Below are 19,861 nucleotides of genomic sequence, written 5' to 3'. Positions count from 1 at the left end.
CCCTTAGTCGGAGATTTTAGATCTGACTATTTGGACTTGCACTCACTTGTAAACTGAAGAGCAAAACATGCATGAGCCCATTCAGCATGCGAAGCAGCTAAAGTTCCCGGAAAGAGGCATCTCATTCAGTGCGACAATTAGGATCGTCGCCTGTAGCGCATCGAAGTTGTTCACACGGTATCGCACCGGGGGGCGGGGATACTTGGTATGGTCAGCCTTTTCCTCTGTTTCTCGCGTGAAGCCTGAATCCGTCTCGTGCCAAACGTCATAAAAAATCACACGTGAACTTTCTTGTAGGAGACTTCATAGCATGAACACCATGCATGCATGGGTTGCCCGTTCTTACGGCGAGCCAAAAAATGTTCTTAACCTCGAAGAGGTGACAATACCCGAACCTAAGGGGAACCAGGTTCTTGTGCGAATTCTGGCATCCTCGCTAAACCCTATCGACCTGAGAATGGTACAGGGTTACGGATCACGGTTGCGGCGCCTGGCCGCGCCGGAAGAATTTCCCTTTATCGCCGGTCGTGACATCGTGGGAGAAATCGTTGCCATGGGTCCGGAAGCAATCAAGTTCAAAGTCGGTGACAAGGTCGCTGGGGTAAATGATATCAAGGAATCCGGCGCCCACGCCCAGTTCTCTGCAATCACCGAAACTTGTTTGGCGGCGGCACCGTCCAATGTTTCTCCTACCGAACTGGCTTCAATTCCGTATGTTGCCATGACAACCTGGAGTGCCTTGGTGGATCGGCTGAAACTCGATCCCCAAAACGCATCCGATAAACATCTGTTTGTCCACGCGGGTTCAGGTGGCGTTGGTAGCTTTGCAATACAATGGGGAAAATCCCTTGGAATGAAAGTTTCGACGACTTGTGGACCCTCCAACATTGGCTGGGTCAAAGGCCTGGGCGCGGACGTTGTTGTTAACTATCGCACGCAGGACTATCGCGAAATCGTCAAAGACGTAGACTTTGCCTATGACACGCTCGGCGGGTCATATGAAAAGGACACAGCAGCCCTGGTTAAGGAAGGTGGCGGTTATGTTTCCATCGTACACCAGCTTATGCCCTATACAGACCGCAGCGGGCTCGTTATCGGCGGGCTGCATGCTCTAGGGCGAGTTTTGAGCAAGAAAGTTCGCTATGGCCTGTCAGGTAAAAAATACGCTTGGTCCATCGCGCAGCCCAATGAAGAAGGTATCGAGCATATAATGACTAAGGTAGCTAGCGGCCAAATAAAGCCTGTAATTGATCGCGAATTATCGATGGCGGATATCATTGACGGCTACGAGCACCTTGGCACTGGTCGCGCCAAAGGAAAAACCGTTTTGAAATGGCAGTGTGCCTGACGCGGTCCGCTCTGAGCTGACACTCTTTACGCTGCGGACAATGGCTCTTCTCTTCCGCGCGGCCATTCCTATACCGGTGGTCTCCATTCGATGGATAATCCCACCCACCAAAAAGTTTCAGAATGAGCAGTCAAACCCTTAAGGAGCAAAAGACCACCAACTGGTCTTCGTACACCATTGCATAAAAACGGGGATCACTTTCGATACTATTTGATCTTGAAATGATCTCGGTGCCGGAGCCATCGACCGAAGTGAAATCGTCAATGCATCGCGATACGTGGACTGCGATATTTGGCAACGATGGATCGGATAAGACCGCCGACGCCGTGTCGTGCGCCAGATAGACTGTACCATGTCACTCAGGCAGTCGCTTCCGGCGAGAGGCTTTGAAAGGTAAGTTGCAGAAACCCAGATTCGGGATACCCTCATAAACAATTCCCTGATCTTTGGTAAACCTGTCACCTTGGTTTTCGTCTGAGGAAAGAGGCAGTCGGCCGGTCAACGGCTTCGCGCAACAAAGCCGTTTCAGTTGAAAACTCAAGAAATTTACAATTGTTAATGTTGCACTCTTTCATCTCTGCTAGCGCAGTTTTCGAACTGCGACGTTTCAATGCGCTGAAGCGGCCGGGTGAATGCAGCCTGCCCTAATAGAACTTACCGGAGCAGAACAACTGCAACTGCTCACTTACAACACTCAACAAGGGATCACTCATAAAATGGTGCGCTACCTCAAACTTGTACCCATTCTCACCCTTGCCGTTCTGTCTGCCTGTAAAGAAGAGGAAGTGGACCAAAGCGCCATTGTTCGCGGGGTAAAGACCTTTCTGGTCACCGACACACAGTCAACAACCGCACGCCACTATCCCGGTGTTCTCGAACCCGCCACGATCACGACCCTGTCCTTCGAGGTCAGCGGAACGCTTGAAGAGATGAACCTGTCGATCGGTCAAGCGGTCGAAACAGGCGATGTGCTGGTCGAACTGGATCCGACCCTGCTGCGCATTCGGCTTGAAAACGCACAAGCCGCCGTCGAGCAGGCCGAGGCGCAGTTCACCAATGCCGAACGGACACTGAAAAGGCAGCGCAGCCTGCTGGACCGTGGGGCAGTAACGCAGGTCTCGGTGGACAATGCCGAAACTGATTTCCTGGCCTCAAAAGCCTCGCTGGCACAGGCGAAGAAGGTTGTCGAGGCGGCGCAGGAAGACCTGACCAAAACCACGATTCACGCCCCTATTCCGGGAACGTCAACTCGGTCGACGCGGATCCTTTGCCACAGTCAGCGCGGGAACACCGGTCGCGTCGATCTATGCTAGCGACAGTTTCGAGGTCTCGTTCTCGGTCAATTTCGATGCTGCCAGCCAGATCGAAATTGGCGGGCCCGCAATCGTCAAACTGGTGGACCGTCCCCGGGTCAAGCTTGAGGCCGTCGTGACAGAAATCGGCAGCAGGGCCGACGTTGTTTCGGCCTATCCGGTCGTCGTTTCCGTGACCGACAATAACCCGATCCTCAAGGCCGGTATGGCCGTTGAAACAACGCTTGAATTCCCGCTGCCCGAAGCCGTTGGATATCTGGTTCCGCTGACGGCGGTCAGCACGGACCTGACCAACCTTGATCACGACGCAAACGAACAGACCGAAACGCTGGTCGCTTTCGTCTATGACGAAGACAGCGGCACGATCCGGCAACAGGAAATCGTTGTTGCGGGCCTTCGGGATAACTCTCTGATCGTCATTTCAGGGCTGCAGCCCGGTGATCGGGTGGCCTCGGCCGGGGTGTCCTTCCTGCGCGACGGGCAGCCCGTCAAACTTATTGACAGCAAAAATTAATTGTAAGGCGAGGGTTTTCCCATGGGGTTCCTGACTCGGTTCGGCATTAAAAAGTCGCGACTGACCGTACTGGTCATGATCGGGGTGCTTTTGCTTGGGGCAATTTCGTATATTCAACTTCCCAAACGCGAAGACCCCGAAATCTCTCTGCGCACGGCGATTGCGGTGGCCCAGTATCCCGGCATGTCGCCGGAACGGGTCGAAGAGCTGATCGCAGAACCGCTGGAACGCGCGGGCCGTGAGATCGAAGAAGTCGAAACCATCGTCACGCTGATCACCCGTGGCCAAGCCGAGCTGAAGTTCGAGGTCTACGACTCGGTCCCCAATTCCGAGCTTGAGCGGGTCTATCAGGACATCCGCAACAAGATGAACGACTCGATGGGTCAGTTGCCGCAAGGCACAATTGGCCCGTTTGTGAACACCGATTTCGACGCGGTGGCCATCGCCACAATCGCCGTTACTGGCGAAGGGTTCACCTATGAAGAGATTTGGGATGCGGTGGAAGACCTGCAAAAGCAGATCTATACCCTTAGCGGGATCACCAAAGTTGCCATTGAAGGCCGTCAGGAAGAACGCATCTGGCTGGAGATTGACACCCGCAAGCTTGCCTCGGTCGGGGTACAACTGGATCGCCTATTGTCGGACCTGAGCGCCCAGAACGTCATCGTTCCTGCGGGCAATCTGGATGCAAATGGCGTCAACATCATGCTTGAGGCCAATGGCGATCTGAAAACCGTTCAGGACATCCGCGAGGTTCTGACCAAGGTTCCTGGGTTAAGCGGGCTGGTCCGTTTGCAGGACCTGCTGACCGTTCGGCGCGGCTATGTCGATCCGCCGGATGCTCCGATCTATTTCAACGGTGAACCGGCGCTATTGCTGTCGGTCGAGATGGATAACAGCCGCGATATCCAGACCATTGGCGATGACCTAAAGCAGCGCCTGCCCGAGTTCGAAGCGACGCAACCCATCGGAATTCAGTTCTCGATCTCGACTTTTCAGGAAACCAACGTCACCCAGGCCATCAACGGCGCGCTGACAAATGTTGGGCAAACCTTTCTGACCGTCTTTGTGGTCATGCTGGTGTTCCTCGGGCTGCGCCCGGCATTTGTGGTGTCCTGCATCGTGCCCTTTTCGGTGATGTTCTCGCTGATCCTGATGTCACAGGCCGGAATTCCGATCGAGCAGGTCTCGATCGCGGCGGTCATCATTTCGTTGGGTCTGCTGGTTGATAACGGCCTTGTCGTGGTCGAAGAGATCCAAAGCAGGCTGGACGCGGGTGAGACCCCAAGAGCCGCCGCTGAACAAGCTGGCAGCCAGTTCTTTATCCCGCTGGCCGTGGCCTCGGTCACCACAGCGTCGGCCTTTATCCCGATGCTGATCCTTGAAGGCGCCGAGGGCGATTACGCCTTCTCGCTGGGTGCCGTCGTCGCCTTTATGCTGCTGGGGTCGTGGATCACCGCCCACTACATCCTGCCCTATCTGGCGACCTATCTTCTGCGCCCGTCGAAAAAGGCGCAGGCCACGGAAGAAACCTGGTTGATCCGCTCCTACGGCAATCTGACCCGTTTCCTGCTGCATAAAGGCCTTTTGGTAGCAGGCGTGATCTACGGGATCATCCTTGCGGGCACGACTGTCTTTGGTTCGCTCAAAGGTGAGATGTTCCCTCTGGCCGAACGGGCCGAGTACCTGATCTATCTTGAGATGCCACGCGGCACAGCGGTCACTGCCACGCGGGATGAGGCGCTGGCGGTCGATGCATGGCTGCGCGACCCGGAACAGAACCCCGAAGTCGTCAGCACCACGCTGTTTGTGGCCAGCGGCGGCCCCAGGTTTTCCTGACGCTGGACCCGGCGGATTCTGACCCGGCCAATGCCTTCTTCGTGGTCAACACCAAGGATTTCGAAAGCGCCGTCGCTGCGGCCGAACGCGCGCGCAACTATCTGGTCACCCAGCGCCCTGCCGCCAGCTATCGCATCACGCGCCTTGCCATGGGCGGCGAGGAATCGGGCATTGTGGATGTTGAAATCACCGGCCCTAACGCCGATGTTCTGGTCGGCCTTGCGCGCAAGGTTCAGGATGCGTTCGACACGGTGCCCGGCGCAATTCTGAACAAGAATGACTGGGGCAACAAAACCCTCAAATTCACTGTTGAGATCGCCCAGGACAAAGCGCGTGAATTTGGCGTGACCTCTAAAGATGTCTCGGAAGTCATGGAGGTCTATTTCTCGGGCGTTCCCTATTCCGAGTACCGCGATGGCGCCGATTCCATCCCGATTGTTGTACGTGCGCAAGAACCGTTCCGGGACAGTCTGGAAGACCTGGAAAACCTGTCGATCCCGGCGGATGGTCGGTTGATTTCATTGGCGCAGATCGCGGATTTCGCGCCCAAGTTCGAATTCTCTCAGCTGCGCCGGGAAAATCAGATGCGCAAGATCACGGTATCGGGCAAAAGCGCCTATCTGTCCGCCGCCGAGGTCGAAGCATGGGTGGCCGAGGATCTTTCGGAGCTATCACTACCGCCGGGATATCGTCTCAACCTGGGTGGGGAGACAGAGCGTAGCGCCGAGATCAACGGGCTGCTGCTGGCGGGCATGCCTGCGGCTTTGCTTGTGATGCTTGCTGCACTTATGTTCCAGTTCAATTCGGTCCGACGAGTTACGCTGACGTTTCTGACAGTTCCAATGATCCTGATCGGTGCACCTACAGCTTTATTTCTAGCTTCACAGCCGCTGTCATTTTTTGCGATTCTGGGGCTGATCTCTTTGATGGGCATAATAATCAACAACGCAATTGTGTTGATCGACCAGATCGACATTGAACGCGAAACATTGGCTCTGGACGACGCGATTGTGGTCGCTGCAAAGAAAAGGGTCACGCCGGTGATGCTGACATCGCTGACCACAACCCTCGGTCTCGTGCCGATGGCGCTCAATGGCGGCGCCCTGTTCGAACCGATGGCAACACTGATGATCGGCGGCTTGATCGTCGCTTCACCACTGACCCTGATGTTTGTTCCATCTGTCTACCGATTAATGTTCATCATGGATGAGCGGAAAAGTGTAGCCGCAGACAGGTCCACCATTTCCTAAAGGCTCTCCAGATTTATGGCACGACTGCGCTCCTTCATAAGTCGCGGAACCTGTCCGTTTCGTCAGTTCGCGGAACCAACTGCTTAGGTTCTGGACCTAATAATTTGGTTGCCGCCATCTCGGCTGCGTGATTCAAGCCCCTGAGTTTCAGGGGTATATCATGAGCAATCTATTCTGGCTGAGTGACGAACAGATGGCGCACCTTCTGTCTTACTTTCCGAAGAGCCATGGCAAGCCGAGGGTTGATGATCGACGTGTTTTGAGCGGGATTATCTGGTTCCGTTGCAAACTTTTGGCCATTGACGCTTTCGGAATTAACGAGTGAATGACTCGTCGGTCCTATCAAGTCGAAAGCCAGCCCATGATCTCTTTTAAAGGTGCACAGTACCCGAAAGATGTGATCCTATTCGCAGTATTCTTCTACGTTCGATACGGCGTTTCCTACCGCGATCTGGAAGAGATCATGGCAGAGCGAGGTGTTTCCGTCGATCACACCACTCTGAACCGCTGGGTGACACGGTACTCTTGCGCAATCGCTGAAACAGCACGCCGCCGCAAAGGCCCATGCGACCGCTCCTGGCGAATGGACGAAACATATATTAAAGTAAAGGGATCATGGGTTTACCTCTACCGAGCGGTCGACAAACACGGCAAAACTCTCGATTTCATGCGTTCACACCGTCGGAACAAGCCTGCCGCCACTAAATTCTTTGCTCGAATGCTGGAGGTCAACGGCCTTCCACGCAAGATGGGGTCACTGCATAAAAGTGACTATATTGTCCGGCTCGCGCGAACTTTACATGAAAAATGGCGTTTTCAGCCTGTTTTCTGGACCCCGAGGACGATCCGGCTCGCGACATCGATGGCCACCGTCAGATAGGGGCGCGCAAGTGGACGTCGATTGACGTGATCGACCAAGGTGATGTCCGAAGTCGTATGATCGATCTGAACGACTTCCAGCGGGGCTGAAACTTCAAGGCGGCCCGGACGCGCAGCAAAGACCTTGTCAGCCTCCTCTGCCCCGCGCCGTTTCCGGAAGACCTCTCGCTGATCCATAGCATCTAGACGGGCCTTGACCGTTCTCCGGGTCGGGGGCTGAAACCCTTCGCCACGCACTCGGCACGAATCTCGCGCCAGATGCGAAGAAAGCTCGAGCGCTCGCGGATCAGATAGTATTTTCGCAAGCTCTCATAGATGATGATTTCGACGCCTTCGGCAATCCGTTTCGACCCTGGTTTCGGCCCGCGACGGTCCAACTCCAACGCCGTGGCACGTGCATCGTTCTCTCTCAGACGCCGGTAAAGCAACCATGTGTGGCTTTTCGCCAAGCCCAGTTCCCAAGCGGCATCTCCGATCGCCGCGCTGATCGGCTCACCTCTCTTCTCAAGCACCAGGATCGGCCGAAGAACCGCTGCAAGGTGTTTCGCAAGGCGCTCATTTACCACGCAAATCCCCCGCCCCAATAGGCCGACACTCATCCACAGTTCCGACAGTAAGGCAATTAAGGGTACAGTATGGTGGGAGTGGAAAACCTTGGGGACCTAAATTGATCTCGGTCTATCCTGATGTCTTTGTCGCAGGAGGATTTGGTGTGAAAGTTCGGATCAGGATTGAAACGGAGTTTGGGTGGGGCGAGTGCCGGTCCCATGATATTGGCGTCATTGAGCGGTGTTCTATCGATCCGTCGGAAGACGGCCTTGGTATCAGCCTCGCTGAGGGCAAATCGATCTTGAAAGAAGAACAGCGTGCTGTTCTCCAGGATCAAGTGGAAGAAATCAGCGAAGTCGCGCGGGTATGCCGTCACTGCCATTCGTATTTGCCTGTGCATGATCGTCGCAAGCGACGTGTCGATACTCATTTCGGTCGTGTGACTGTCGAAGCGCCTCGGGTCCGGATGTGTATGTGCGGCTTCCCGGGCTTTCCCGCCTTCAAGGCAGCGTATTCTCCGCTCACGCGGATTTTGAAAGACAATGCCACACCCGAATTTAGGAGGCTTCAAGCCGAGCTGGGTGCCCGGCATAGTTTTCGGGAAGCCGCGCGTCTGTTGAACGAGCTCACACCTTGCGCCACCCAGAACCACGCAACGATCCGGATCCGGCTTGCGTCGGTTGCCAAGGCCCTGGAAGATCGCTGTTGCGAGGAACCGACGGATACGGCCATTCTAGCAAAACCTACCGAGGTTACGGTCTTTCTGGACAGCGCATATCCTGCTCACAGGCGAATACAGATGGAAAACCAGGTGATCTCCGGCCTTAGGGTGTCATTCTGCACTCAGCCGTAGCGGACCCCCACGAGATCGAGGAAAGCTCGTCAGGAAAAGTCTCTGGATTGAACAATTGGAGCGCACGGATAGGGCTCGCACAAATTTATCATAATTTAGATTATTAGCCTTGACCGACGGTCTTCAAACCCTGTCGCTGAGGGCTCGGTATATTTCATCGATACCTCGGCCAGCAGCTGTTCTGACTGCACCCTGATTATTTGACGACCGGTCCACATCCTCAAAAGTGTCTCGCGCATCACGCAGCGCACCTTCCAAGAGATCAATTCTGAGCTGAGCTTTCTCAGCCCAGATATGGACCTCCTCAGGGCTCATGTCCGAACTGTAGGCCTTGATCTCATCACTAGAGCTATCTTGATCAGAAATGAAATCAGGAGGTGACCCAACCGCTCCATCCAGCAGACCTATTTGGAATTTCTTGTTTTTCTGGTCAGACATCTTATTGCTTCTACTTTCAAGTTTTCGACTACAATATTGGCCGCTCAGGACGCTGCCTCGACCAGTTCTGCAAACGTATACAGTGCTTTAGCATGCTCCTCGTTGTCAGGGAGCACTGGAAATTCAACCCGTAGGCGACCATACTTGTTTTTACTGATGCATGAGCGCCGACTGCTTTGGCCATGATTTCCATCGCCTCGGTCATTTCATCCCAGTCCAGGCCACTTTCACTCATCTTATTACCCCATGAAAAGCAATTTTAAGGACCAAAGCTCACTTTTTTGACACTAAGAGGTGAGCTACATGTTCTTCAAGAAATACCCTAAATCAATCAGCTTGGTCGTCATACTGGCGATTTTTGTAGCCTTGCTGCATCGCCTTACACCGCCTGAGATAAGGCAAATGATAGTCGAGCCTGAGGTCTTTCTCGCGTGTATCTGTGGTGCCATCATTGGCTTCGTCGGCACCTGTAACACCGCTTACCGTCACAAGTTATTTGCCAATCATGTCATGTGTCTCCTGCCTGAACAGCCAGACACCGTGATCGAGAAACTTAGCACGTTATTCTTAGGGTACTTTCTTCCTGTGCTTCTCCCTGGCTCGTACCTAGCTTTCGCTTGCTACTCGATCTCAGTGACAAAAGTAGAACAGCTCGCCAATGGCGGCTTTGCTGTGAACCGGCATGCAAAATTGACCCCTGTACTGGGGTAATCGGCGTCCAAAGTTGACCCCCCTGGTATTTGGTTTCGTTAGCTTCCTCGCAGATTTGAGGGAGCGATTTGGGGATGTTGGTTGTGGAGACGATTGCGAAGATCAGGCGGGCGTATTTCATCCAGAGGAAGTCGATCAAGCAGATTAGCCGGGAGCTTCGGGTATCGCGGAATACGGTGCGCAAAGTGGTGCGATCCGGAGCGACGGAATTCAGTTATGACCGGTCCACGCAGCCCCGCCCCAAGATTGATCCCTGGCGTTCCGATCTGGATGAGATCTTGGCCGAGAACGCCCGGCAACCGAAACGCCAACGTCTGACCCTTGTTCGGATTTACGAGGACCTGCGCAACCGCGGTTATGATGGCAGCTATGATGCGGTGCGGCGCTATGCGGCCCGTTGGTCGAAGGCAACGCGGGAAGCGTCTGCGGCGGCCTATGTGCCGCTCAGCTTCGATCCCGGCGAAGCTTATCAGTTCGACTGGAGCCATGAGATTGTCATACTCGACGGCGCGACCGTGACGGTGAAGGTTGCGCATGTCCGCCTGAGCCACAGCCGGATGCCGTTTGTGCGGGCCTATCCCAGAGAGACACAAGAGATGGTCTTTGATGCCCATGACAAGGCCTTCGCCTTCTTCGGCGGGGCCTGTGCGCGGGGCATCTATGACAACATGAAGACTGCGGTGGATGCGATCTTTGTCGGCAAGGACCGGGCCTATAACCGGCGGTTCCAGAAAATGTGTGGGCATTATCTGGTCGATCCGGTCGCCTGCACCCCGGCTTCAGGCTGGGAGAAGGGACAGGTCGAGAACCAGGTGGGCGTGATCCGGCGGCGCTTCTTCGTGCCGCGCCCAAAGTTCAAATCCTACACCGAGCTGAATGCTTGGCTGGAGGACCGGTGCCTGGCCTATGCCAAGGCAAACAAACACCCGGAGATGCGCGACAAGACCATCTGGGAGGTGTTCAAAGAGGAGCGTCCCAGCCTCGTTCCTTATGTCGGCCCGTTCGATGGATTCCACGCGGTTCCGGCCTCCGTCTCCAAGACCTGCCTCGTGCGCTTCGACAAGAACAGATACTCGGTCGATGCGCGTGCGGTCGGCCGACCTGTCGAGATCCGCGCCTATGCTGATCGGCTGGAATGCTGGCAGGATGGACGGATTGTCGGCCAACACGAGCGTACCTTCGGGCGCGACCACACAGTCTACGATCCCCTGCATTACATACCAGTTCTCGCCCGCAAGCCGGGGGCATTGCGTAATGGTGCACCGTTCAAGGAGTGGGACCTGCCGATTGCGATCCGCCGCGTGCGGCGCAAGCTCGAACGCCAGCCTGGCGGGGATCGGCAGATGGTCGATATCCTGAGTGCTGTGCTGACAGATGGGATCGAAGCGGTAGAGGCGGCCTGCGCCGAGGCGTTATCGCACAACGTTCATTCCGCCGGTGTTGTCCTGAACATCCTGGCTCGACACCGCGAACCGCCACCGCCCCTGACAATTGCGACGCCAGATGCGTTGAAGCTGGCCAGCGAGCCAATTGCCGACTGCAACCGATATGACAGCTTGAGGAGACGGACAAATGGAACGATCAGACGTGATCGACGCGATGGGAAAGCTAAAGCTCTACGGAATGAGAGCCGCCTATGACGAGGTTCTGACGACCGCCGTCAAACGGCAGCACGAGCCGCAGCAGATCATCGGTGACCTGCTGACCGCCGAGATCCGCGAGAAGCAGGCGCGGTCTGTCAAATACCAAATGACTATCGCCAAACTGCCCCTGGCAAAGGAACTGGAAGAGTTCGACTTCGAGACCGCCGAGGCGAACGAGACCCTGATCCGCGACCTGGCCACCGGAGACTTCCTGGATCACCAGCGCAACCTTGTGCTGATCGGCGGCACCGGAACTGGCAAAACCCATCTCGCCGTCAGCATCGCCAGGGCGTGCATCCGGGCCGGACGCCGGGGCCGGTTCTTCAACGTGGTCGATCTGGTGAACAAATTGGACGCTGAGGCCCGCGCAGAACGCCAGGGGCGCACCGCCGATCTGATCTCACGGCTCGACTTCCTGATCTTGGATGAACTGGGTTATCTCCCTTCGCCCAGACCGGTGGTCAACTCCTATTCCATCTTGTCAGCAAGCTCTACGAACGCACCTCGATCATTGTCACAACAAACCTGGCATTCGGCGAATGGCCAAGTGTCTTCGGTGATGCCAAGATGACCACCGCACTCCTCGACAGGCTCACACACCACTGCGAGATCGTCGAAACCGGAAACGAAAGCTGGCGCTTCAAGAACCGGGCATAACGCCAATCTCAAACCCCGCAGGCCCGTCGCCGCTGCGTTAAATGGAGACTACGCAGCGCCGGGCCTGCTCATCACAAAAGGGTCAAAGTTGGATGCCGATAGGGGTTAAAGTTCAATGCCGATTGACATCGTAAGTGCGGCCTAGGCGCATCGGGACAATTTCGAAATCGCAGTTGCAGATCGACTGCGCTGTCAGCTGTTGCCTGATATTTTTTCTGGGTTTGGCCTGAATCCCACAATGACAGCTTCTCACGTGGAATTCACTAGTTTGAATGAAGTCTACAATATAAGTCGCAGGAAAATGGAGCAGTACAAACATGCGCACAACACATAATATCAATGGCGTTACCCCCTTCGCCAATTCCAATCCTGGCAGCGGTCGAGCGCTTGCGGCGACAATCAGTGCTGGTGTTTGGCCGGAACATGATCCTGACATCGACACTCAACTGAACGGCCAAATCGAAGAGAAGGCCTACGAACTACTAGAGGCTCGAGAGATCGAGGCATTTGCCGATTTCAACAGTGACGGTGATCGCACATATTACCAGCTCGAGAACGGAGAAGTCGGGGTTCACTGGGTCGCCGCTCAATTCGTTGAAGCTGGCACGGTCGAAGACCTCGCTGAGCAGGTCGTTAGTGAATTCCGTCGGTGGGCCGAAGAAAATAAAGAGGTTTCCGGCCTGACAATGTGAAAAGACATCCAAGTTTTCACCGAAATCCCGTCACACCCGGCGGGTTTTTTGTTTTTGGCTCCAATCATTAATTGGCTTGAGGGAGCTTTGACTGATAACGCCCTGCCCTTCTCAGATCGCATAAGTCCATTGTTCATTGGCATCTCACATCTGGATTCATGTGAAAAAATATTTTTTATCAGTTAGTTAGTCGCATAGTAACCGAAGTAACGACGCGTCCCAGCATCCTGCCCCGCCTCCTCAAGTTCCATTTTTGGACGCGGCGCGTTGGCCCGTTCAACCGCTAGCGCTCTTTCTTTTGGGTTCTCTACTTAATTAGACAAGATCATCCCACACGACTTATCCACAGGACACTCCGTCCGGGAATTAAGGGCACAGTGACATCTGTAGAAGCGCTTATCTTGTTTTTGCGCCTTGCAAGAAAGAACACCCCGCGCAGTGTGTCGCCATAGACTTGTCCTTTCGGCCCTATGAAGACCAGACGCGTGTGTGGATCTGTCTCTGTCCAACAGTCGCCCTCTCGCATGCTCCATCTGGAACCGACTCTTTGGAAGATCAAACGCTGATCCGGCTTTTGGGCAATGAAAACGAATCCCTTTGCCCTGAGTATCGTATCAGGCAGATCAGAGAAGAATTGCTGCAAAGCTTTTTCGTCGAGCGCGTCGTTGGTTTCCACACTGACGGTTTCAAAACCGTGTCCGGCTACGGGCGCAGGGGATTCATAAGCGGAGACGTCCTGATCTGTGTCTATACCAAGCGCCACATCTGTCGGTATCCGGCCTTCAATAGCCTCAAGTATTGGCGTATCCGCATACAGAGCCCCGACGCGCGACTTTGCTCGAGCGCGGCTTTCATCGGAAAGCAAATCAAGTTTGCTCAGCAAAATCATGTCCGCTGACACGAGTTGGGCGTTGAATAATTCGCGTGTCGCAGGGTCGCTCGCACGTGCTTCAAGTGTTTCCGCGTCGACAACTGTGATGATACCGTCAAGCCGGATCGCTTCATTTGCAAGCGCGATCTGAGCAATCGAGCCGGGTTCGGAAATGCCGCTACATTCCAGAACGATGGCATCTGGGCGATCTCTACGCTGTGCAATGTCGACGAGTGATTTGGACAGGTCACTCGCAACAGCACAACAGGCGCACCCGTTGGTCAAAGTAATCGTGTCGTCGGTTTGTTCGGCAATAAGTTCCGCATCGATGTTGATCTTGCCGAAGTCGTTCACCAAAACAGCGATTTTGCGGCCTTGCGGGTCCGCCAGTAACCGATTGAGTAGAGTGGTTTTCCCCGCGCCGAGAAATCCTCCGATGATTGTTAAAGGCAGCGACCTTGCAGGGGCCGCCAATTCGCGAGGCATCGACATGGCGGCAAAGATCAAGCCAGCAATTGTTTGCCTCTGGTCAAGCGCTCGCATGAATTGATCATGCCGCGACGCGGTGTTTTGAGCATGCGGGCGCTCAGTCATTCGGCGCCTCAATAACGCGTCCACCCAAGACTGTGCCCCAAATACCAATGTCTTTGATTTTATCTGGTTCGACTTCCATCGGGTCTTCCTCCAAGACGCAAAAATCCGCGAACTTGCCAACTTCAAGGCTTCCAATTTCGTTTTCGAGATTGAGAATGTAGGCGGCATCAATAGTAACAGCGCGCAATGCCCGCTCCACACTGATCCGCTCGCCAGGTGCGACGACTGTCTTTTCGTCTTCGGCCAGACGAGTGACGGCTGCATACACGGCTGTCAAAGGATGCATTGGCACGACGACCTGCGGGTAATCGGAGTGCAGCGCAAAAATCACGCCCTCTTTTTCCAAACTTCCAAGGCGGGCTTCGGTCTGCGCGCGGTCTGGGCCATAGGCATTTTCAGAATGCAGGAGAGCGCGGAAATGCGAGAAGTAATTGTTCACACTGGCGTTACCGCCAAGGGCCTTAAGGCGGCGCGCCTGCATCGGGTTGCTCATGGCATAGTGCTCGATGGTAAACCGATGATCGAACCGAGGATGTTCTGCCTGTAATCGAGCAAGCAAGTCCAAAGTAAAGTCTACCGCCTGATCGCCATTGGCATGGCAGTGGATCTGGTGGCCACCTTTCCAAAACGGCACCATGCCTTCATAAGTGGCGTCGCCCGGGAAACCATTTCCACCGTCCAGGTAGCCGGGAAAGTTCAACAGCGCTCCCATGAGTGGGAACGACCCGTCGCTCAGGAATTTAACACCGCCAATAAACAGGTTGTCCTTTTCGTGCTTGGCGAGCTCCCAAACAACGTCCGATGCCTTGTCCCCATGCGCCCCCACAAAGGACATGGCATGCGGTTTCAGACAGAACCGGATAGGCAGGTTCGGGTCTTCTGTTGCAGTTACGTGGTCATTCAGTTCGGCGTCAATGTTCATCACGCCGAACATAAGGTCGGCGACTGTCGTAATGCCTGCCTTTAGAGCAATTTGACCAAAAAACTTCAAGCCGTCCACGCCACCCAATTGGGCGATAATTGGCATGATCGGGGCGATGCCAATCGAAACACCTTCCACCTCCGTGAAAACGCCGTTCAAGCGCCCGTCCGGATACTGCAAAATGTGGGTCGGGTTTGCACCATCCGCCACGTTGGCCATTTCGATGGCAGCTGAGTTCAGATAGGCGAAATGCGGTGCAAAACCCAAAATGTAAATGGGCCGCGTGGCCGTGATCTTGTCGAGCGTGTCACGATCAATCGACCCGCCTTGGTTCGCGGGGTCAAAGCCCCATGCGATGATGGGTTCACCTTCCTTTTTCGTCTCGTGGAGTTCGCCAAGATATTCGATCACATCGTCAAAGTGCGGATGCGCAGGGTTCATGCCCTCGCGTCCCGGCCAAGGCAGCGGCCCGATGTAGTCGACCGCCATGAAGCCTGCGGACATCCAGCAATGCGAATGCGGCTCGATCAAGCCTGGCAAGACGATTTTGTCTTTCAGAGTTTCATCGACCGTCACGTCGTAGCGCGACAGCCAAGGCTGCATCTGATCTATCGTTCCGAGCGAAAGGATACGGCCGTTCAAAACCGCGACGGCATCAGCCTCAGGTCGGCCCGGGTCCATCGTGCAAAATTTCTTAGCGGTGAAAACCGTGACTTTTTCCTTGGTCATCCCAAACTCCTAAAATATCTCCATAACAAGGTTAATGCTCGGGATCGGGCAATCAAAGTAAATTGTGGAGAGTCGGACAATGCACACAACCGCAATCCTCGCCTAAAACGAAAAATAAGCATATTGAGTTACGTGAGTGGGAGGATCCGTGTCAGCATCGTGTATGAGACTGGACACAGATTCTTATGAGCCACTTCGGGCTTATCCCTCGTGATTATGGAAACAAGGATCTAAAATGTCGTTTTGGACACTTCTCATGATAAAAGTGCCTGCGGAGAAGGCAAAGCAAACCGCAGAAGCATTCATTCACCGCAACATTATCGAGGAATGCGCCGATGCCATTCCAGGCTTTCGCCACGGCGAGTTGATGGTGTCGCATGAAGGCGATGGGCAGCTTTGCGTTATGTGCAACTGGACGGATAAAGCCGCCTACGAGCAATGGGTCGCAAGCCCCATTCGTGACAAGCAGAATGTGGACGCCCTCGGCTTCCTAACAGAAAAAGGTTACGAAGCGACTGACATGCATACACTCATGTTCGACAGTCTGCACACCGTCGCACAAAAATAGCAACAAAATCGCTTTTGCTTCTTGGTTTTCCCTGCGCCTGAGGGCAGACGCAGGACTCCGTTTTTAGTGCGTCATTTGTAAGACTGCGCCGCTGGGCAGTCATTCCGGCTCTTTCGATGGGTTGAACCGATGCAAAATTTCGCCACTGGCCGGCACCCCGTCACACCCGGCGGGTTTTTTGTTTTTAGCTCCAATCATTTATTGGCTTGAGAGAGCTTTGACTGATACCGCCCTGCCCTTCTCAGATAGCATAAGTCCATTTTTCATTGGCATCTCACATATGCATTTGTATGAAAAGTTTTTTAATCATGCAGTTAGCCGCATAGTCGCCGAAGTCTCAACGCGTTCCAGAAAGCGACCCCAAGCCGGAAAATTTTCGGCCCTCTAAGTTGAGGTTCGCCGCTGCGGTAGTTCGCTGGGTTCGGAACCATAGGACTCTTCCGCGGTCACGGAATCTGGGATTTCATCCCGCTTGAACTTTGTAATTCCAATACCAATCAAAACGACGGGTGTGATCCAGAGCAGGACGGCGTAAGGCGCTATCGAAAGAACGCCTATGCCCATTGTGCCCGCCACAAAGGCGCCATGAACGTTCCACGGAATCAATGGTGAAAAATGGACCCTGATCCCGCTATTGCTGCTGAGGCGACATATGGTTCCAGACGAGCCTTTATATAGCGTTCTCGATAGGTCGCTGAATTTAGTATTATCGACATGTAAGGATCTGCCGTAGCCGCGTTCAAGCCAATTCCAGTTACTGCTGTAGCGACAATCAGACGTGCGCCGCCAGTGGCCCATGCCAGCAGCGGAGCAAGCAAGCGCCTAAGCATCCCGGTAAACTCGACCAGCGCTCCAAATGCAGCCGCAACGAGTATCAACCAAATAGTCGGCAACATGGACACAACGCCACCGCCTACGAACGTGGAATCGAGTGTTGCACTCCCGCTGTTTAAAAAACCGTTGCCCAATACTTCAAGTGAAAGCTTACCCCAGCCTCCTAACGCTCCAAGGCCCTCGTCGATCATTAATGCGTCAATCAGATCCTGCTGTGTAAATGCAGCGAGTACTGCCGCAGTTATTGCTCCTGCCATCAGCGACAAGAACGCGGTCGTCCGCGCCGACAGCACGAGAACCAAGATGAGTGGCAAGAATGAGATGAAAGACACGGTAAAATGCTCGTCAATAGCCTGGAGTATTTGAGCACTGTCATAATTGTCAGACATACCGTGTCGCCAACCAAGAAAAAGGAAAAGCACTGCGCTAGCAATCCAGCCAGGCGCAAGGACAGTACGTAGCGCGCGTGCGTGGTCCTTAGCTTCGGCACCCACCACCGATGCCGTGAGAATGAAGGTATCCGAAATTCGACCTAGGCTATCACCCGTAAACGCTCCACAAACGGCAGCGGCTGCTGTGACCAGTGGAGAAACTTGCATAGCTGGTGCGAGAGCCACAAACGGCAAACCCACAGCGGCTATCGTGGTGAATGAACTTCCAATTGCATACGAAAGACCAGATGCGACCACAAAGACGATTATGTACAGAAAGCGCGGCGAACCGTATTGAGCTCCGAAATAAATCACTGAAGCAATCGTCCCAGACATAAAAAGTGCTCCAATTAGAGCACCCACCGCAATCAGCACAAAAATTGTTCCCAGAGCTGAATTGATACTATCGGACATGACCGCCGCGAGGTCTTCGGCGGAATTGCCAGTCGTGATGGCGATCACAAGTGCAAGTGTGAGACCAAGTGTCATGGCAATCTGTAATGGACCATCTTCGGCCTTTTCACCGAACAGTAAAACTGATGCGAATATCAGTGCCACCATTCCGCCGACGGTTACGAGCGAGGCGATCAAAGAACTGGTGGTGCGAGATTCCACGTCATCGCTCATAACATCAATCTCCTGAGCCGATTATTTGAAGGTTCAATTGGTTTCCGGTTGTTTGTAGCTAAGTTCCTGAGACCAAATGGGAGTTTGAAAGTAGGACTTCCCACGGCGCTCGTTCATGAGGGTTTGTCATCTCGCGTTTGAGGGAGTGGGCTATTTTCTTCATCGTTAGGTGCACTATCCTCGCCGTTGCTTGTCTCTTCAGCTTCAGGCTCTTCAACGGACAACGGTTCCTCAACACTGCTCTTCTCATCATCCGGGCCATCAAATTCCGGAGATCCTCTTGGGGGGTAACGTAACGTGCCCTCAAGCCTGTCGCGTTCGGCAGTTGAAAAATCCGGGAATGGAAGATCACGTCGGCCGCGCCACTGTTCAACCTGTTCAACAGCATGCTTCGACTTTGCCGCATCAAGCCCTCCGTCCTGAGACATGTAAACAGTTTGGCTGGGAAACGCGAAGCCAGTACCCGAAGCTTCGACAATTTCCTTCGTTCTGAACAAGACATCTTCCTGAATTGCATAAAATGCGTTCCACTCGCGGGTTTGAGCGTAAACACGGATTTCAATATTCAGAGATGAGTCTCCATAACCAATAAACCTTACCCGCGCTGTATCTGAAGTGATACGTGGGTGTGCATACATCATTGAACGAATTTCGGCGAGAACGTACCTCAACTGGTCGGTATCCGTTTCAAGTCGCAAGCCGAGCGTTGTCCGGATCATCATTTCATCACAACGGGCCCAGTTGACGAGCTCCATATTAACAAACTTTGAATTCGGAATGGCTATCGTGGTTCGGTCCAAGCCACGAACGTGGGTTGATCGTACTCCAATGCTTTCAATTGTTCCTTCCTTGTCGAGGAACGAGCAATAATCACCAACCTTCACAGCCTTTTCCATATAGATCACAAAGCCGCTGATCAGGTTCTCAAGGGTCGGGCGGATCGCGAGCGCGACTGCAAGCCCGCCAACGCCAAGTCCTGCGATAATGCTTAAGAGCGGGAACCCGAGGGTTTGCGCACCATAGGCGAGAATCCATGTGGCTCCAACAAGAGCGATAATATGGTTGAGCAACCGCATCATACTTTCATCATACTGACGCACGATGGACGTTTTTTTCTCGGCTACCCTGTCGCTTAAGAGCGACATAAACCGCCAGAAGGTTAAGGCCGCAGCTGCATAGATCGTGATTGTAGCAAAGAAGGTCTCCGTTAGAGCGAAAGAACCTGTCAAAAAGAGTTGGTTGTTAAAGAAATTGTTTAGCGCGAGTAAGATCACAAGAACAGCGCCAGCAAAAACGAACTTCCGTGTCGACTCTGGCATTTGTCCCGAAGCAACGCGACGGTTAAGCAGAAATCTAAGCCCGTAAAGAAGTGCCAGAGAGATCATTAAGAAGAAGAAAGTGAAACCAATCTTCCAAATTGGGGTTCCCCAAAAGATCTTTCGAGAAGCCGGGGGAAGGGCGTTTTCGACAAACAAAGGGATAAACGGACCACTCAGTTGAAGAAAACGAGTGCTCCACAACTCCGCGACGCGATGCGGTGATTGCATTGCAATTTCACGCAAGTAGCGTGGAGCGATTTGCGACGAACTCGCCGAGAAA

The 19,861-nt window shown here is 53.9% G+C and carries 16 protein-coding genes and 4 pseudogenes; 13 read left to right on the top strand and 7 right to left on the bottom strand.

Going from position 1 to position 19,861, the window contains the following annotated elements; genetic code table 11:
• Positions 1 to 310: 310 nt before the first annotated feature.
• From ACR3E4_RS22395 to ACR3E4_RS22365, 7 genes and pseudogenes are all read left to right on the top strand, one after another.
• A complete protein-coding gene (locus tag ACR3E4_RS22395; protein ID WP_480535159.1) occupies positions 311 to 1,348 on the top strand; it encodes a zinc-binding dehydrogenase in 1,038 nt (345 codons plus the stop codon).
• Between the two features lie 632 nt (positions 1,349 to 1,980).
• The gene (locus ACR3E4_RS22390) at positions 1,981 to 2,661 is read left to right on the top strand and encodes an efflux RND transporter periplasmic adaptor subunit (protein ID WP_480567352.1); all 681 of its coding nucleotides are present in this window, start codon (positions 1,981 to 1,983) and stop codon (positions 2,659 to 2,661) included.
• Positions 2,662 to 2,776: 115 nt separating this feature from the next.
• The gene (locus tag ACR3E4_RS22385) at positions 2,777 to 3,175 is read left to right on the top strand and encodes an efflux RND transporter periplasmic adaptor subunit (protein WP_480567350.1); all 399 of its coding nucleotides are present in this window, start codon (positions 2,777 to 2,779) and stop codon (positions 3,173 to 3,175) included.
• A 21-nt stretch (positions 3,176 to 3,196) separates the two neighbouring features.
• Positions 3,197 to 5,014: an efflux RND transporter permease subunit gene (locus tag ACR3E4_RS22380; protein WP_480567330.1), complete on the top strand. Its 1,818-nt coding sequence runs from the start codon at positions 3,197 to 3,199 to the stop codon at positions 5,012 to 5,014.
• Positions 4,933 to 6,264 (top strand): efflux RND transporter permease subunit, encoded by a 1,332-nt coding sequence (locus tag ACR3E4_RS22375; protein ID WP_480567328.1) that lies wholly within the window; start codon positions 4,933 to 4,935, stop codon positions 6,262 to 6,264. The genes ACR3E4_RS22380 and ACR3E4_RS22375 overlap by 82 nt, the downstream gene beginning before the upstream one ends.
• A 160-nt stretch (positions 6,265 to 6,424) precedes the next feature.
• Positions 6,425 to 6,541, top strand: a pseudogene (locus ACR3E4_RS22370) (IS5/IS1182 family transposase); the annotation flags it as partial.
• A gap of 84 nt (positions 6,542 to 6,625) precedes the next feature.
• Positions 6,626 to 7,015, top strand: a pseudogene (locus ACR3E4_RS22365) (IS6 family transposase); the annotation flags it as partial.
• 65 nt (positions 7,016 to 7,080) lie between these two features.
• Here the strand turns inward: ACR3E4_RS22365 and ACR3E4_RS22360 are convergent.
• Positions 7,081 to 7,320, bottom strand: a complete 240-nt coding sequence (locus tag ACR3E4_RS22360; protein ID WP_480567342.1) for a hypothetical protein — start codon at positions 7,318 to 7,320, stop codon at positions 7,081 to 7,083.
• A 5-nt stretch (positions 7,321 to 7,325) separates the two neighbouring features.
• Positions 7,326 to 7,655, bottom strand: coding sequence for a hypothetical protein (locus tag ACR3E4_RS22355; RefSeq protein ID WP_480567287.1), 330 nt, complete (start codon positions 7,653 to 7,655; stop codon positions 7,326 to 7,328).
• A 200-nt stretch (positions 7,656 to 7,855) separates the two neighbouring features.
• On the opposite strand from ACR3E4_RS22355, the pseudogene ACR3E4_RS22350 reads away from it, so the two are divergent.
• Positions 7,856 to 8,482 (top strand): annotated as a pseudogene (locus ACR3E4_RS22350) (ISKra4 family transposase); the annotation flags it as partial.
• A 186-nt stretch (positions 8,483 to 8,668) separates the two neighbouring features.
• Here the strand turns inward: ACR3E4_RS22350 and ACR3E4_RS22345 are convergent.
• Positions 8,669 to 8,983, bottom strand: a complete 315-nt coding sequence (locus ACR3E4_RS22345; protein WP_480535163.1) for a hypothetical protein — start codon at positions 8,981 to 8,983, stop codon at positions 8,669 to 8,671.
• A 303-nt stretch (positions 8,984 to 9,286) separates the two neighbouring features.
• On the opposite strand from ACR3E4_RS22345, the gene ACR3E4_RS22340 reads away from it, so the two are divergent.
• The 4 genes and pseudogenes from ACR3E4_RS22340 to ACR3E4_RS22325 all read left to right on the top strand — a co-directional run bounded on the left by ACR3E4_RS22340 (position 9,287) and on the right by ACR3E4_RS22325 (position 12,686).
• Complete coding sequence (locus ACR3E4_RS22340) at positions 9,287 to 9,694, top strand: hypothetical protein (RefSeq protein ID WP_480535164.1); 408 nt, start codon at positions 9,287 to 9,289, stop codon at positions 9,692 to 9,694.
• 74 nt (positions 9,695 to 9,768) lie between these two features.
• Positions 9,769 to 11,334 (top strand): IS21 family transposase, encoded by a 1,566-nt coding sequence (gene istA / locus ACR3E4_RS22335; protein ID WP_480535165.1) that lies wholly within the window; start codon positions 9,769 to 9,771, stop codon positions 11,332 to 11,334.
• Positions 11,267 to 11,994: pseudogene (gene istB / locus ACR3E4_RS22330) on the top strand (IS21-like element helper ATPase IstB). The gene istA and the pseudogene istB overlap by 68 nt, the downstream one beginning before the upstream one ends.
• Before the next feature lie 317 nt (positions 11,995 to 12,311).
• Positions 12,312 to 12,686, top strand: coding sequence for a hypothetical protein (locus ACR3E4_RS22325; protein WP_480535167.1), 375 nt, complete (start codon positions 12,312 to 12,314; stop codon positions 12,684 to 12,686).
• Positions 12,687 to 13,011: 325 nt separating this feature from the next.
• On the opposite strand, the gene ACR3E4_RS22320 is transcribed toward ACR3E4_RS22325, so the two are convergent.
• Both ACR3E4_RS22320 and ACR3E4_RS22315 read right to left on the bottom strand, forming a co-directional pair.
• Positions 13,012 to 14,151 (bottom strand): CobW family GTP-binding protein, encoded by a 1,140-nt coding sequence (locus ACR3E4_RS22320; protein WP_480567348.1) that lies wholly within the window; start codon positions 14,149 to 14,151, stop codon positions 13,012 to 13,014.
• The gene (locus tag ACR3E4_RS22315; protein WP_480535169.1) at positions 14,144 to 15,802 is read right to left on the bottom strand and encodes an amidohydrolase; all 1,659 of its coding nucleotides are present in this window, start codon (positions 15,800 to 15,802) and stop codon (positions 14,144 to 14,146) included. Before ACR3E4_RS22315 ends, ACR3E4_RS22320 begins: the two co-directional genes overlap by 8 nt.
• 256 nt (positions 15,803 to 16,058) lie before the next feature.
• On the opposite strand from ACR3E4_RS22315, the gene ACR3E4_RS22310 reads away from it, so the two are divergent.
• On the top strand, positions 16,059 to 16,370 hold the full coding sequence (locus tag ACR3E4_RS22310; RefSeq protein ID WP_353392269.1) for an antibiotic biosynthesis monooxygenase family protein: 312 nt from the start codon (positions 16,059 to 16,061) through the stop codon (positions 16,368 to 16,370).
• A gap of 602 nt (positions 16,371 to 16,972) precedes the next feature.
• Here ACR3E4_RS22310 and ACR3E4_RS22305 read toward each other — a convergent pair.
• Both ACR3E4_RS22305 and ACR3E4_RS22300 read right to left on the bottom strand, forming a co-directional pair.
• A complete protein-coding gene (locus ACR3E4_RS22305) occupies positions 16,973 to 18,262 on the bottom strand; it encodes a Na+/H+ antiporter NhaC family protein (RefSeq protein ID WP_480567347.1) in 1,290 nt (429 codons plus the stop codon).
• Between the two features lie 113 nt (positions 18,263 to 18,375).
• The coding region (locus ACR3E4_RS22300) for a mechanosensitive ion channel family protein (protein WP_480567345.1) at positions 18,376 to 19,861 on the bottom strand (1,486 nt) is incomplete at its 5' end.

Source organism: Ruegeria sp. AP11 (genome assembly GCF_056535865.1).
The sequence above is the reverse complement of the archived record's forward strand: the minus strand, read 5'-3'. Positions and strand labels throughout refer to the sequence as shown.